The following is a 13,511-nucleotide window of genomic DNA, read 5'->3' as shown; positions in this document are numbered from 1 at the left end:
CATGCCCCATCGCAAGGCCCGCACCGCAGACATTGAGCAGCGCCTGCTGATCGATGCCATCTACCACCGCTACCACTACGACTTCCGGGGCTACGCGCAGGCGTCGCTCAAGCGGCGGCTGGCGTCGGCGCTGGTCCAGTTCGACTGCAAGACGCTGTCGCAGCTGCAAGACCGCGTCTTGCACGAGCCTGCCGTGTTCCCTGCGCTGCTCGAATACCTCACCGTGCAGGTGAGCGACATGTTCCGCGACCCCAGCTACTTTCAGGCGCTGCGCCAGGAGGTGGTGCCGCTGCTGCGCACCTACCCGTCGCTCAAGGTCTGGGTGGCCGGGTGCAGCGCGGGAGAAGAGGTTTATTCGCTGGCCATCCTGCTGCAGGAAGAAGGCCTGCTGGACCGCACGCTGATCTACGCCACGGACATCAACCCGCACGCGCTGCGCGCGGCAGAGTCTGGAGTGTTCGACGTGTCGCGGGTGGCGGCTTTTACCGAGAACCATGCGCGATCCGGCGCACGCAGTTCGTTGTCGGACTACTACGCTGCCGGCTATGGCCGCGTGGTGTTCGACAAGGGCTTGCGCGAGCACATGGTGTTCTCTGACCACAGCCTGGCCACCGACAGCGTGTTTGCCGAGGTTCATCTGGTGTCCTGCCGCAATGTGCTCATCTACTTCGAGCGCGACCTGCAGAACCGTGCACTCGGGTTGTTCCGCGAGTCGCTGTGCCACCGGGGCTTCCTGGGCCTGGGCTCCAAGGAGTCATTGCGGTTTTCTGCGCACACCGATGCCTTCGAGGACTTCGTGCTGGAGGACCGCATCTACCGAAAAAGGGCCGGACGATGACCAGCCCCGCCCTAGCGCCAAGGCCATCGCCACCGGGGGGCTACCACGCCGTCGTGGTGGGTGGCTCTTCGGGCGGTATTGATGCCCTCTTGCAGCTGCTGCCCGCGCTGCCCACCACACTGCAGGCTGCGGTTCTGGTCGTGCTGCACCTGCCCCGGGACCGGCGCAGCCTGCTGGTGGATATCTTCCAGCCCCGCTGCGCCCTGGCGCTGCGAGAGGCGCAGGACAAGGACGCCATCACGCCAGGCTCGGTCAGCTTTGCGCCCCCGGACTACCACCTGCTGGTCGATGCCGGGCCCCAGGGACCGCATGTGGGGCTGTCGCTGGACGCCCCTCTGCATTTTTCCCGCCCCTCCATCGACGTGCTGTTCGAATCGGCGGCAGACCACTACGGCCCCCGGCTGGTGGGCATCCTGCTGTCGGGCGCCAACGAAGACGGTGTGCACGGCCTGCAAGCCATTCAGGCGGCGGGCGGCCTCACGATCGTGCAAGACCCCGCCAGCGCCAGCATGCCCACCATGCCGCAGGCGGCCATCGCGGCCTTGGCGGTTGACCACATCCTGCCCCCTGAAGGCATTGCCAGGCTGTTGGCGGACCTGCACCAGCGCCAGCAGCTTTGATACGGGCATATGCGTCCTTCCTTGAGAACCCCATCCACCCTCCCCACCGCCCATGCCCCAGACCGACCGCACCAAATGCCTGCTCGTTGACGATGTCGAGGAAAACCTCATCGCCCTGGAGGCCCTGCTGCAACGCGACGGGCTGGATATCCTCAAGGCCCAGTCTGGCCCCGAGGCCCTGGAGCTGCTGCTGGCCCACGACGACGTGGCACTGGCCTTGCTGGACGTGCAAATGCCCGAGATGAACGGCTTTGAGCTGGCGGAGCTGATCCGGGGCAGCGAACGCACCCGACACATTCCCCTCATCTTCATGACGGCGGGTTCGCGGGAGCAGAACTGGCAGTTCCGGGGGTACGAGAGTGGTGCGGTGGACTTTCTGTACAAACCCATCGACCCGCACATGCTCACCAACAAGGCGAGCGTGTTCTTTGAACTGCACCGGCGCAATCAGGCGCTGGCGCATGAGCTGCGCGCGCGCACCGAGGCGTTGCGCATCAATGAAATGTTCATGGCGGTGCTGAGCCATGACCTGCGCACCCCCCTGCAGTCCATCGTCGCAGCAGCCACGGTGCTCAAGCGCCAGCCGTCCCCCGACAAGGCCGCGCTGATGGCCGACCGGGTTCTAAGCGCCAGCCAGCGCATGGGCCACATGATCGAAGACCTGCTGGACGTGACCCGCATTCGCCAGGCGGGCGGGCTGGCGCTGCAGCTGGGCTCCACCCACATGCAGGCGCTGGTGCAGCGCACGCTGGATGAGGTGGCCACCAGCCACCCGGAACGCTACATCGGGTCCACCCTGCAAGGCGACCTGGCCGGCACCTGGGATGCCGAACGCCTGTGTCAGGTAATCACCAACCTGGTTGGCAACGCTCTGCACCACGGCAGAGTCGACCACCCTGTGCAGATTGCAGTGGACGGTACCAGCCCTGAGGAGGTGAGCATCACAGTGTCCAACGGCGGCACCATTCCCCCTGAGCTGCTGCCGCATCTGTTCGACCCGTTCCGGGGTAGAGAGCGTGAGCCCGGCCGCCACCAGGGGCTGGGGCTGGGCCTCTTCATTGCGCACCAGATCGTGCGGGCCCACCGTGGAACCATCGAGGCCCAGTCACGGGACGATGTCACGACCTTTCGTGTGAGACTGCCGCGCCACTCGCCAGCACGCAGCCCCCGCAATTGACTGCGCGCAGCCCAGCACAACAGCGCAGATCGCCACGACCGGGGGGGTGGCGTGATGAATAAAGGATGAACAGCGAGCGATCGGCGCTCGCAAGACTCAGCCGGCGGCTGAAGCCAGCGCTGTATGGATGCACTCGAGCAACTGCTCCAGCTCTTCCAGCTCAAAAGGTTTGAGCAAGGCGCGCACGTTGGGCCCCCAACTGCGCGGGTGGCTACCGAGCTCGTAGCCGGAGCACAGCACCACCCACCGCTGCGGATCACCCGCCAGCAGCTGGCGGGCCAGTTCCGTGCCCGAGAGGCCTGGCAGGCTGACATCGGTCACCACCACATCAAAGACGTCCCCAGCATCCAGCGCCAGCGCCTCCTCGGCAGTGGCGCAGGGCGTGACCGTCCGGCCTTCACCTTCCATGAGCATGCCGATGGTCTCGCGCAGCTCCGGGTTGTCTTCAACGTACAGGATTCGCATACATCAGAGGGGATTGATACGCCATGCCACCCTGCGAAGAAGGGGCATGACCAAAACCCGCATCATGCGCAGGCGATGGACATGCGCCATGTAGGACAAGGCGCTCTTCTTCGCTGTGCTGCACTGTTCTGCGCCCCTCGGGTCATGCGCTTGGAAGCTGCGAACCCTTTTACTCTTCGAGCAATGAGCGCAGCATCCACGCCGTCTGCTCGTGCACCGTCAGGCGCTGGGTCAGCAGGTCGGCCGTGGGCTCGTCGCTGGCCTTGTCGGCCAGAGGGAACAGGCTGCGCGCCGTGCGGGCCACGGCCTCGTGGCCTTCAACCAGCACGCGCACCATGTCCAACGCCTTGGGCGGCTTGGCGGGCGCGTCGGGTACCGTCGCCAGCTTGCCGAACTCGGCGTAAGAACCCGGCGCCACATGGCCCAGCGAGCGGATGCGCTCGGCAATCGGGTCCACCGCGTTCCACAGTTCGGTGTACTGCGCCATGAACATGGTGTGCAGCGTGTTGAACATAGGGCCCGTCACGTTCCAGTGGAAGTTGTGGGTGGTGAGGTACAGGGTGTAGGTGTCGGCCAGCAGGCGCGACAGGCCCTGGGCGATGGCAGCGCGGTCCTTGTCGCTGATGCCGATGTTGATGCTGGGGGCAGAGGTCTTGCCAGGTGCGGCTTTTCCAGGAGCTTTGGCCATGGGGAGGTTCCTTCCGTGCGGAAAACATGAAACACCCCGCGCGGTGCGGGGTCCTCAAACACTGTAGCGCAAGCAAAAGCCCCACAGTGTCAGCCAACATCGATGCCCTGCACCTGGGTCAAGAAAACACGCGGGGGCAAGCACCGCAGGCTTATTGCATCTGCGGCAAGTTGCCGATGCGCACCAGCATCTCGGTGAACATCTGCATGTCGGCATCCAGGTCGGCCACTTCCTTGAACTCCTTGGCGTTGTGGGCCGTGTACTTCTTGCCAGGCATGGCGGGGCCAAAGTTGATGGCGTTGGGCATCAGCTTGGCCGTGGTGCTGCCGGCGGTGGGCACGGGCTTGGCTTCGAGGCCTGTGGTGTCGCCAAAAGTGTTGAGTAGCGTGGCCAGCCAGGCGCCCTGGGGGTCGCGCGCCATCCAGTTGCCCTGGCTGTGGTCCACCTCCACCGCCACGCCGGCCTGGGTGCCCCAGGCCTTGATGCGTTCGGTGGTGGCTTTGGCCAGTGCTTCGGGCGTGTTGCCACGGGGCATGCGCACGTTCACCAGCACATCGACCTTGCCATCCTTTTCGCGGATGAGGTTGGGAGACATCGTGAGCGGGCCCATGAAGTCATCGCTGTAGGCCAGCCCCATCGTACGACCCAGGTAGTCGGTGCCATACAGGTCGGTCAGGTAACGCACGGCCTGCGCGTAGCCGTTGGGGGCCAGCACAAGGCCCGACTCCTTGAGGAACAGCGCCAGGCGCGGTAGCGGGTTCACGCCCTCTTCGGGGCGAGAGCCGTGGGCCGATGCGCCCGTGACCTTGACCAAGACGTCTGCGCCTTCACGCGCCACATCGATGCTGAACTTGCCGCCCTGGCTGGTGTATTTGCCGATAAAGGCGTCCTTGCCAGCGCTGAGCTGGCGGGTGGTGGCATCGGCGTTGCCGCCACGCAGGCGGGCCGTGGCCGTCTGGGGCACGGCGTTGGCCGATGCGGCGCCCGCCATGGCCACGATGGTGGGCTGGTTGCCTGCAGCGGCGCCCAAGGCAAAGGTGGTGCGCAGCGCGCCCGAGCCCTTCTCGGCCACCACCGCAGGATATTTGCTATCGAGCACGATGTTGTACTCAGGCAGCGAGGTCTTGGCGCGGTAGTACTTCATCGCATCGCCACCGGTTTCCTCGGTGGTTTCGATCATGAGTCGGATGGTGCGCGCCAGCGGCAGGCCGCTGTCCTTGACGGCCTTCATCGCAAACAGCACGGTGGCGATGGAGCCCTTGTCGTCAATGGAGCCCCGGCCATACAAGTTGCCGCCCACGCGGGTCAGCTGGAAGGGGTCAAGCTTCGTGCCATCGTCCAGCACCCATTCGTCGGCCACCACGGGCACCACGTCGGCATGGGTGAGGATGCCGAATTCTTCGGGGCCACTGCCGGGCAGCTTCACTTCAAAGATGCGGTTGTCCACATTGCGGTACTGCAGGCCAAAGTCCTTGGCCATCCCTTCGACCAAGGCACCGAACGCGATGATGTGCTTGTCTTCGTGCGGCGGCACCTTGTCGGCCCGCACCGTGGGAATGGCCACCATCTTCGCCTTGGCGTCGATCACAGCCGCCTGGTTGCGCAAGCGGTTGTGCAGACCCAGCAAGCGGCTGATGTTGACCAGGTCATCTCCCGCCAGGGGTTTGTGGGCCAGATAAGCCGACACGGCGGTCTGCAGCTGCGGCTGAATCGGTGCAGCCAGCGTCAGGAACTGCCGGAAGTCCGCTGCGGCAGCGGCGGCAGGCGCGGCCGCAATGCGGTCGAGCGCAGGCTTCTTCAGCGTCTGGGCTGCGGGTGGGGGGGTGGGGGTGGAGCAAGCCGTCAGGGCGGCAACCAGCGTGGCGGTGAGCCAAAGCGTCTTCATAGGAACCTCTTGTGGGGGCAAAGGCACCGACCGCCGATGGGCAGAGGGCGCCGTGGAGCAGGGCCTGCCCGGGCCGGGTGGACCTGCGCAGGGGCGGCGGGAGTGTAGCGCCGATTCCAGGAAGCGAATCAGTGCCCAGCAGACGTTCAGGACAGTCGCGTCACGCCTGGCAGCTCGCACGCATAGATGGCGTTGCGCAGGGCGGCAATGGCTTCGTAGCGCGTGAAGCTGCGGCGCCACGCCAGCACCACGCGGCGCACGGGCGGCGGGCCACCGTCTTCCTCACGGATGGGCAGGTAGCGGATGTAGGTCTCGTCGCTCTTGCGGCGGCGCGACACCGTGAGCAACGCATCGCGCGGCACCGACAGGCGTGGCACCAGCGTCACCCCCATGCCGGCGGCCACCATGTGCTTGATGGTCTCCAGCGATGAGCCCTCAAACGACTTGCGGATGCCCTCGGCGTTGCTCGCAAAGCGCGCGAACTCGGGGCACACCTCCAGCACATGGTCCCGGAAGCAATGGCCCGCCCCCAGCAGGAGCATGGTCTCGTTTTTCAGCTCGGCAGCCGTGACCGACTTCTTAACCGCCAAGGGGTGCGTGCTGGGCACGGCCGCCATGAAGGGCTCGTCATACAGCGGCGCCATGGCCAGGCCGGTGTCGGGGAAAGGCTCGGCCAGGATGGCGCAGTCGATCTCGCCCGTGCGCAGCATCTCCAGCAGCTTGACGGTGAAGTTCTCCTGCAGCATCAGCGGCATCTGCGGGGTGCGCGTGATGGACTGGCGCACCAGCTCGGGCAGCAAATAGGGCCCGATGGTGTAGATGACCCCCAGCGTCAGCGGCCCGGCCAGCGGGTCCTTGCCGCGCTTGGCGATTTCCTTGATGGCGGCCGCCTGCTCCAGCACGCTTTGCGCCTGGCGCACGATGTCCTCGCCCAGCGGCGTCACCGTCACCTCGCCTGCGCTGCGCTCGAAAAGCTTCACATCCAGCTCTTCTTCCAGCTTCTTGATGGCCACCGAGAGCGTGGGTTGCGACACATAGCAGGCATCGGCCGCATGGCCAAAGTGCTTCTCGCGGGCCACCGCAACGATGTACTTGAGTTCGGTGAGGGTCATGGTGTGTTCCTGCGGGCCACGTCAGCGTCGTTCTGAGCGTCTCATGCCTTGAGATAGTCTGATTTTCCACCCAACCAGCGCGCGACGTGCTTTGCGGCCAGTTCAGGATACCGATCCAGCATCTGCGGCGCCAGTTCGCGCGCCCATTCGAGCAGGTGCGTGTCGGTCGCCAGGTCGGCAAACCGCAGCAGCGCATCCCCCGACTGGCGTGCGCCCAGAAACTCGCCGGGGCCGCGAATCTCCAGGTCGCGCCGGGCGATTTCAAAGCCGTCGTTGGTCTCGGCCATGGCGCGCAGGCGCTCCTTGGCGGTTTCGCCCACGCGGCCGCTGTCGTTGGTGGCGTACAGCAGCACACACGCCGACGCCGCAGCGCCCCGCCCCACCCGGCCGCGCAGCTGGTGCAGCTGCGAGAGGCCAAAGCGCTCGGCATGTTCAATGACCATGAGCGAGGCGTTGGGCACGTCCACGCCCACCTCGATCACGGTGGTGCTGACCAGCACGCCCATCTGGCCACTGGTGAAGAGCGCCATCACAGCCTTCTTCTCGGCGGTGGGCATGCGCGAGTGCAACAGGCCGACCATGCAGCCCGGCAAGGCCTCGCTCAGGTCGGCGTGTGTGGCGGTGGCGTTGGAGAGGTCCAGCGCCTCGCTCTCTTCGATCAGCGGGCACACCCAGTACACCTGCCGTCCGGCCTCGACCTGCGCGCCGATGCGTGCGATCACCTCGTCCTTGCGGCTGTCAGCAATGAGTTTGGTGACGATGGGCGTGCGGCCCGGGGGCAGCTCGTCGATGACGGACACATCCAGGTCGGCGTAGTAGCTCATCGCCAAGGTGCGCGGGATGGGTGTGGCGCTCATCATGAGCATGTGCGGCTCCATGCCGTGGGCTGCGAGTTTCTGCCGCAAGGCCAACCGTTGGGCCACGCCAAAGCGGTGCTGCTCGTCGATGATGGCGAGCGCCAGGTTCTTGAACTGCACCTGCTCCTGGATCACGGCATGGGTGCCCACCACCAGCGCGGCCTCGCCGCTGGCCACCATCGCCAGCATGGCGGTGCGGTCCTTCTTCTTTTGCCCCCCCACCAGCCAGGCCACCTTGCGGCCTCTCTGCGCCAGCAGTGGCTCCAGCCAACCAATCATCTTGGCGAAATGCTGCTCGGCCAGGATTTCGGTGGGCGCCATCAGCGCGCACTGCCAGCCAGCGTCCATGGCCAGGCAGGCAGCCAGGGCCGACACCACGGTCTTGCCGGAGCCCACATCGCCCTGCAGCAATCGGTGCATGGGCACCTGGCGGGCCAGATCAGCCGCGATCTCCTCACCCACGCGGCGCTGGGCGGCGGTCAGGTCAAACGGCAGCACGGCCAAAAGCTGTTCGTGCAAGGGCAAGGCGCCGTCGGCGCTGCGCCGGGGCCGCAGCACCGGCGCGCGCAGCATGTCGCGTTCGCGCCGCGACTGCTGCTGCGACAGCTGCTGGGCCAGCAACTCCTCGGCCTTCAGGCGCTGCCAGGCGGGGTGGCTGTGGTCCTCCAGCGTAGACAGCGCCACATCCGGGGTGGGGTGGTGCAAAAAAGTGAGCGCCTCGCGCAAGCTGAACCTGCGCTGCAGGCCATTTAGGCTATACATCCGTGCCACCGGTGGCTCCGCACCGGGTGGCAGGGTGTCCGACAAATCCACCCGCGTCAGCGCACTGACCACGGCGCGGCGCAGATAGGGCTGGGGCAGCCCCGCCGTCGTGGGGTACACCGGCGTCAATGCCGCAGGCAACTCGCCCCCTGCCACACGGAACGCCGGGTGCAGCATCTGCCGGCCCCAGAAGCCACCCTTGACCTCGCCCCGGATGCGCAGGCGCGCGCCTACGGCGAGCGTCTTCTGGTGGGAGGGGTAGAAACTGAAAAAGCGCAGTTCGCACGACCCCGTGTCGTCCTCCACCTGCACCAGCAGCTGGCGGCGCGGGCGCAGCTGGATCTCGCTGGCAGTGACCGTGGCCTCGATCTGAACCGTCTGCCCATCGCGCGCATTGGCCAGCGGGGTGATGCGGGTTTCGTCCTCGTAGCGCAAAGGCAGGTGCAGTGCCAGGTCGATGTCGCGGCGCAAGCCCAGCTTCTGTAGCGCCTTCTGTGCCACCGAGGCAGCGCCCTGGCCGCGCGCTGCCGGTGCGGCAGCAGGCACGGTGGTTTTGGCGAGGGCTGGGGTGGCGGCGGGCATATGGAGCAAATTGCTAGGGAAAACGAGCGGAGATCGCAGCCCGAAAAGGCTACCATGGTTACCATTGCTAACGCCTGATAACGGCGTGTTTTCGAGTCCGGGGCCCCCGCCATGCTCAAGCGCATTCAAATCCAACACCTGACCCTGGGCATGTACCTACACGAGTTTTGCGGCTCGTGGATGGACCACCCCTTCTGGCGGGCCAAGTTCCTGCTCAAGGATCCCAAGGACCTCGCCCGCATCCAGGCCACGGCCATCCAGGAAATCTGGATCGACACCGACAAGGGCCTGGACGTGGCGGAGGGCACTGCATCCATGTCCCGCGAGGAGGTGGATGCGCAGATCGAGACCGACTTCAGCCAGCTGCAAGACCTGCCTCCCATCAAAGTGACGCTGCCGTCTCCACCGCCGCCACCCAGGCGGGACCATAAACCGGCGGACATGCAAAGCGAGCTCAAGATGGCCGCCGCCATCTGCGTCAAGTCCAAGGAAGCCGTGGTGTCCATGTTCCACGAGGCCCGCATGGGCCGGGCGGTGGACTCTGCAGGCGCGCAAAGCCTGGTGGAGGAAATTTCGGACTCCGTCACGCGCAACCCCGGCGCACTCATCAGCCTGGCGCGGCTGAAGACGGCCGACGACTACACCTACATGCATTCGGTGGCGGTGTGCGCACTCATGGTGGCCCTGGCCAAGCAGCTCAAACTCAAGGAAGACCAGCAGCGGCTCGCTGGCATGGCGGGGCTGCTGCACGACCTGGGCAAGGCGGCCATCCCGCTGGCCGTGCTCAACAAGCCCGGCAAGCTCACCGACCAGGAGTTCACCGTGGTGCGCGGCCACCCGGTAGAGGGCTACCACATGCTCAAGGAGGGCGGCAACGTGCCCGACGCGGTGCTGGACGCCTGCCTGCACCACCACGAAAAAATCGATGGCTCGGGCTACCCGGACAAACTGCAGGGCGACGGCATCAGCGTGATCGCACGCATGACGGCCATTTGCGATGTGTACGACGCCATCACCTCCGACCGGCCCTACAAGCGCGGCTGGGACCCGGCCGAGTCGCTGCGCCGCATGGCCGAGTGGACCAAGGACCATTTCGACGCACGCATCTTCCAGGCGTTTGTCAAAAGCATCGGCATCTACCCCGTGGGCTCGCTGGTGCGGCTGGCATCGGGCCGCATCGGAATCGTGACGGAGCAATCGCCCACCGCGCTGACCACCCCCATCGTCAAGGTATTTTTCTCGACCAAATCCGACCTGCGCATTCCGCCCGAAATGGTGGACCTGTCCGCCCCGGGTTGCACCGAGAAGATCGTGGCGCGGGAAGACCCCGAGAAGTGGCGCTTTCCCGACCTGAACGAGCTGTGGTCCGGCTTCCCCGACAAGGTCTGGTAGCCCATGTCTGCGCTGATCACCCTGACGCTCAACCCCGCGCTCGACCTGGCGACCACCACCAACCACGTAGCCCCCACACACAAGCTGCGCTGCGGCCCGGTGCGGCGGTTTGCGGGCGGCGGCGGCATCAATGTAGCGCGGGTGCTGCACCGCCTGAGCGCCGACGTGCTGGCCTGGGCGCTGGCGGGTGGCGCAGCGGGCGCACAGGTGCAGCAGCTGCTGGCCGACGAGGGCGTGTCCACGCGGCTGCAGCGCATTGCGGGCGACACGCGCGAAAACTTCTCGGTGGTTGAGACCAGCACGGGCCAGGAGTTTCGGTTTGTACTGCCCGGCCCCACGCTGCAAACCACCGAGTGGCAGGCCTGCCTGGATGCGCTGACGGCACATGCCCCATCGCCGCGCTGGCTCATTGCCAGTGGCAGTCTGCCCCCGGGTACGCCTGACGACTTCTATGCACAACTGGCGCGACTGCTCTCGACCCGGGGAGTGCGCGTGGTGATCGACACCTCGGGCCCACCGCTGACTGCCGCGCTGCAAGCTGGTGTGGCCCTGGTCAAGCCCAGCCTGCGCGAGCTGCGCGATGTGATGCAACAGCCGCTGGAACATGCGGCCGACTGGTGCGCTGCCGCCCAGTCGCTGGTGCACAGCGGCGCCGCCGACACCGTGGCCCTGTCGGTGGGCGAGCAAGGCGCAGTGCTGGCCACGCGCGAGGGCGTGTGGCAGGCGCCTGCCCTCAACGTGCCCGCCACCACCGGCACAACGGGCGCGGGGGACTGCTTTTTGGCAGCGCTGGTCTGGGCGCTGGACAGGGGCGACGCGCCCGCCGAGGCACTGCGCTGGGGTGTGGCCGCTGGTGCTGCTGCCTTGCTGCACCCGGGTACCACGCTGGCCCAGGCCGACGATGTGCAGCGGCTGGTGCACAACGTGCCCGCGCCCGTGGCGTTCACGCCCCAGCCACAACACTGAGAGTCTGCAGGGCGCGCAGCCCCGTGGGACAATCGCGCCTTCCGCAATTTTTACCTTGGCACGGGCCCGTTCGGCCCTCAAGCACGATGACTGATCTCTACAGCGGCGCAACCAGTGCGCCCCTCGCCTCCGGCGGCCCTTTCACGCCCCGCGTGTTCACCCTCAGCGACTTCGACTTTTCGCTGCCCCCCGAACTCATTGCCCAGCACCCCGCACCCGAGCGCAGCGCCTCGCGCCTGCTCGATGGTCGCGCCATGCAGCCGGTGGACCGCATCTTTCGTGAGCTGCCCGGCCTGCTGCGCGCGGGCGACCTGCTGGTGTTCAACGACACGCGCGTGGTCAAGGCGCGCATCTTTGGCGAGAAGGCCAGCGGCGGCAAGCTGGAGTTGCTGATCGAGCGCGTGCTGCCCGCCGAGGCTGGTGGCCAGGGCAACGAAGTCGTGGCCCACATGAAGGTCAGCAAAAAACCCCTGCCCGGCAGCGTGGTGCACATGGCCGGTGGCCGCAAGGCAGGCGGCTTTGACGCGCAATTGCTGGGCCGCTGGCCCACCGAGGACGGCCCGCTGTTCCGCTTTGCGCTGCACGGCCCGAGAGGCGAGTCGCCCTGGGAGCTGATGGACCGCCACGGCCACCTGCCACTGCCGCCCTACATCGAGCGCCACCAGAACACCGACCACGATCCCGACGAGGCCGAGGACAGCCAGCGCTACCAGACCGTGTTTGCGCGCAACCCTGGCGCCGTGGCCGCGCCCACTGCCGCGCTGCACTTTGACGAAGGGGTGCTGGCCGACCTGGCCGCGCGCGGCATCGAGCGTGCCAGCGTCACGCTGCATGTGGGCGCGGGCACCTTCCAGCCCTGCAAGACAGAAAACCTGGCCGAGCACCAGATGCACAGCGAGTGGTACGAGGTGCCGCTGGCCACGCTGGCCGCGCTGGAGCGCTGCCGCCAGCGCGGCGGCCGCGTGGTGGCTGTAGGAACCACCACCGTGCGCACGCTCGAATCCTGGGCCAAGACCGGCCTGTCCACGGGCGACACCAACATCTTCATCACGCCGGGCTTTGCGTTCCAGGTGGTGGATGTGCTGATCACCAACTTCCACCTGCCCAAGAGCACGCTGATGATGCTGGTGAGCGCGTTTGCGGGCTACGCCCACATCATGGGCCTGTATCGGCACGCGATCGCGCAGCAGTACCGCTTCTTCAGCTACGGCGACGCGATGCTGCTGGAGCGCGCACGCAGCACGCCGTGAGTCCCACGCATCCCGCCACCGATGACCTGCACGCCCGCCGCACCCGGCTGCGATCAGCCCTGGTGGGCATTGTGCTGACGGTGGTGGCCTGCGCATGCTTCGCGTTGCTGGACACCGCCACCAAGCTGGTGAGCGTGGGCGTGCCGCTGCTGATGGCGCTGTGGATGCGCTACCTGTTCCAGTCGCTGCTAACCACGGCCTTTGTGCTGCACCGCGAGGGGCTGGCCGCGCTGCGCACCACACAGCCGCGTTTTCAGGCGCTGCGCGGTGCGCTGTTCACGGCCACCAGCCTGTTTGGCTTCATCAGCATCATGCACATGCCTCTGCCCGAGTTCACGGCGGTGGTGGCCACCACGCCGCTGTGCGTGACGGTGGTGGCCGCGCTGTGGCTGCACCAGCGCGTGAGCGCCTGGCGCTGGCTGCTGGTGGCCATCGGCCTCACGGGCACGCTGGCCATCATCCGCCCGGGCAGCGACGCCTTCACCTGGGCCCTGCTGTGGCCACTGTGCCTGCTGGCATCGGGCACGGGTTACCAGGTCATCAGCAGCAAGATGGCCGGGCACGAGAGCCCCGCTACCACCCAGCTCTACACCAGCTGGATCGCCACGGCGCTGGTGTCGCTGGGGGTGCCGTTTGTGTGGCAGTCCATCACCGACCCGTGGATGTGGGCCGGCATGTTCACCATGGGCCTGTCCAGCGCAGTGGGCCACATGCTGCTGCTCAACGCCTATGCGCGCACAACGCCGGTGACGATTGCGCCGTTTCTGTATTCACAGATCGGCTTTGCGATGCTGGCGGGCTGGCTGGTCTACCGCCATGTGCCGGACGCTTGGTCGATGGCGGGCATTGCCGCCATCGTGTTCAGCGGCGCAGCCAGCGCGTGGCTGACCGTGCGCGAGACTCGCTAAGGGCCTGCT

12 protein-coding genes are annotated in these 13,511 nt (G+C 66.6%); 7 read left to right on the top strand and 5 right to left on the bottom strand.

From position 1 onward, the window contains the following. Position 1: 1 nt before the first annotated feature. Genes ISS20_RS00970 through ISS20_RS00960 form a run of 3 tightly spaced genes read left to right on the top strand, consistent with a single transcriptional unit; the run spans position 2 to position 2,635 of the window. Positions 2-838: a CheR family methyltransferase gene (locus ISS20_RS00970; protein ID WP_291432827.1), complete on the top strand. Its 837-nt coding sequence runs from the start codon at positions 2-4 to the stop codon at positions 836-838. Beyond that, positions 835-1,458 (top strand): chemotaxis protein CheB, encoded by a 624-nt coding sequence (locus ISS20_RS00965; RefSeq protein ID WP_291432825.1) that lies wholly within the window; start codon positions 835-837, stop codon positions 1,456-1,458. The genes ISS20_RS00970 and ISS20_RS00965 overlap by 4 nt, the downstream gene beginning before the upstream one ends. Before the next feature lie 52 nt (positions 1,459-1,510). Further along, positions 1,511-2,635, top strand: a complete 1,125-nt coding sequence (locus tag ISS20_RS00960; RefSeq protein WP_291432823.1) for a hybrid sensor histidine kinase/response regulator — start codon at positions 1,511-1,513, stop codon at positions 2,633-2,635. 96 nt (positions 2,636-2,731) lie between these two features. On the opposite strand, the gene ISS20_RS00955 is transcribed toward ISS20_RS00960, so the two are convergent. The 5 genes from ISS20_RS00955 to recG form a co-directional block, all read right to left on the bottom strand. After that, on the bottom strand, positions 2,732-3,100 hold the full coding sequence (locus ISS20_RS00955; RefSeq protein WP_291432821.1) for a response regulator: 369 nt from the start codon (positions 3,098-3,100) through the stop codon (positions 2,732-2,734). A 169-nt stretch (positions 3,101-3,269) separates the two neighbouring features. Continuing rightward, positions 3,270-3,788 carry a Dps family protein gene (locus ISS20_RS00950; RefSeq protein WP_056647935.1) on the bottom strand — a complete coding sequence of 173 codons (519 nt, stop codon included), beginning with the start codon at positions 3,786-3,788 and terminating at the stop codon, positions 3,270-3,272. Between the two features lie 151 nt (positions 3,789-3,939). Further along, a complete protein-coding gene (locus ISS20_RS00945) occupies positions 3,940-5,673 on the bottom strand; it encodes a dipeptidase (RefSeq protein ID WP_291432811.1) in 1,734 nt (577 codons plus the stop codon). A 146-nt stretch (positions 5,674-5,819) separates the two neighbouring features. Next, the gene (locus ISS20_RS00940) at positions 5,820-6,785 is read right to left on the bottom strand and encodes a LysR substrate-binding domain-containing protein (protein ID WP_056065331.1); all 966 of its coding nucleotides are present in this window, start codon (positions 6,783-6,785) and stop codon (positions 5,820-5,822) included. Positions 6,786-6,826: 41 nt separating this feature from the next. Beyond that, the gene (recG, locus tag ISS20_RS00935) at positions 6,827-8,986 is read right to left on the bottom strand and encodes an ATP-dependent DNA helicase RecG (protein ID WP_291432806.1); all 2,160 of its coding nucleotides are present in this window, start codon (positions 8,984-8,986) and stop codon (positions 6,827-6,829) included. Positions 8,987-9,097: 111 nt separating this feature from the next. Here recG and ISS20_RS00930 point away from each other — a divergent pair, with 111 nt between their 5' ends. The 4 genes from ISS20_RS00930 (at position 9,098) to ISS20_RS00915 (ending at position 13,502) form a co-directional block, all read left to right on the top strand. Continuing rightward, complete coding sequence (locus ISS20_RS00930) at positions 9,098-10,378, top strand: HD-GYP domain-containing protein (RefSeq protein WP_291432804.1); 1,281 nt, start codon at positions 9,098-9,100, stop codon at positions 10,376-10,378. Between the two features lie 3 nt (positions 10,379-10,381). Then, positions 10,382-11,344 (top strand): 1-phosphofructokinase family hexose kinase, encoded by a 963-nt coding sequence (locus ISS20_RS00925; RefSeq protein ID WP_291432802.1) that lies wholly within the window; start codon positions 10,382-10,384, stop codon positions 11,342-11,344. An 86-nt stretch (positions 11,345-11,430) separates the two neighbouring features. Next, complete coding sequence (queA, locus tag ISS20_RS00920; protein ID WP_291432800.1) at positions 11,431-12,594, top strand: tRNA preQ1(34) S-adenosylmethionine ribosyltransferase-isomerase QueA; 1,164 nt, start codon at positions 11,431-11,433, stop codon at positions 12,592-12,594. Next, positions 12,591-13,502: a DMT family transporter gene (locus tag ISS20_RS00915; RefSeq protein ID WP_291432799.1), complete on the top strand. Its 912-nt coding sequence runs from the start codon at positions 12,591-12,593 to the stop codon at positions 13,500-13,502. The genes queA and ISS20_RS00915 overlap by 4 nt, the downstream gene beginning before the upstream one ends. The last annotated feature ends 9 nt before the right edge of the window (positions 13,503-13,511 follow it).

Origin of the sequence: Acidovorax sp. (assembly GCF_016783915.1) — a bacterium.
Taxonomy (GTDB): Bacteria; Pseudomonadota; Gammaproteobacteria; order Burkholderiales; family Burkholderiaceae_C; genus Acidovorax.
The sequence above is the reverse complement of the archived record's forward strand: the minus strand, read 5'-3'. Positions and strand labels throughout refer to the sequence as shown.

Coding starts and splice junctions, on each gene's coding strand:
- ISS20_RS00950 (WP_056647935.1), bottom strand. CDS start 3,788: ATGGCCAAAGCTCCTGGAAAAGCCGCACCTGGCAAGACCTCTGCCCCC.
- ISS20_RS00925 (WP_291432802.1), top strand. CDS start 10,382: ATGTCTGCGCTGATCACCCTGACGCTCAACCCCGCGCTCGACCTGGCG.
- queA (WP_291432800.1), top strand. CDS start 11,431: ATGACTGATCTCTACAGCGGCGCAACCAGTGCGCCCCTCGCCTCCGGC.
- ISS20_RS00940 (WP_056065331.1), bottom strand. CDS start 6,785: ATGACCCTCACCGAACTCAAGTACATCGTTGCGGTGGCCCGCGAGAAG.
- recG (WP_291432806.1), bottom strand. CDS start 8,986: ATGCCCGCCGCCACCCCAGCCCTCGCCAAAACCACCGTGCCTGCTGCC.
- ISS20_RS00965 (WP_291432825.1), top strand. CDS start 835: ATGACCAGCCCCGCCCTAGCGCCAAGGCCATCGCCACCGGGGGGCTAC.
- ISS20_RS00955 (WP_291432821.1), bottom strand. CDS start 3,100: ATGCGAATCCTGTACGTTGAAGACAACCCGGAGCTGCGCGAGACCATC.
- ISS20_RS00960 (WP_291432823.1), top strand. CDS start 1,511: ATGCCCCAGACCGACCGCACCAAATGCCTGCTCGTTGACGATGTCGAG.
- ISS20_RS00930 (WP_291432804.1), top strand. CDS start 9,098: ATGCTCAAGCGCATTCAAATCCAACACCTGACCCTGGGCATGTACCTA.
- ISS20_RS00970 (WP_291432827.1), top strand. CDS start 2: ATGCCCCATCGCAAGGCCCGCACCGCAGACATTGAGCAGCGCCTGCTG.
- ISS20_RS00945 (WP_291432811.1), bottom strand. CDS start 5,673: ATGAAGACGCTTTGGCTCACCGCCACGCTGGTTGCCGCCCTGACGGCT.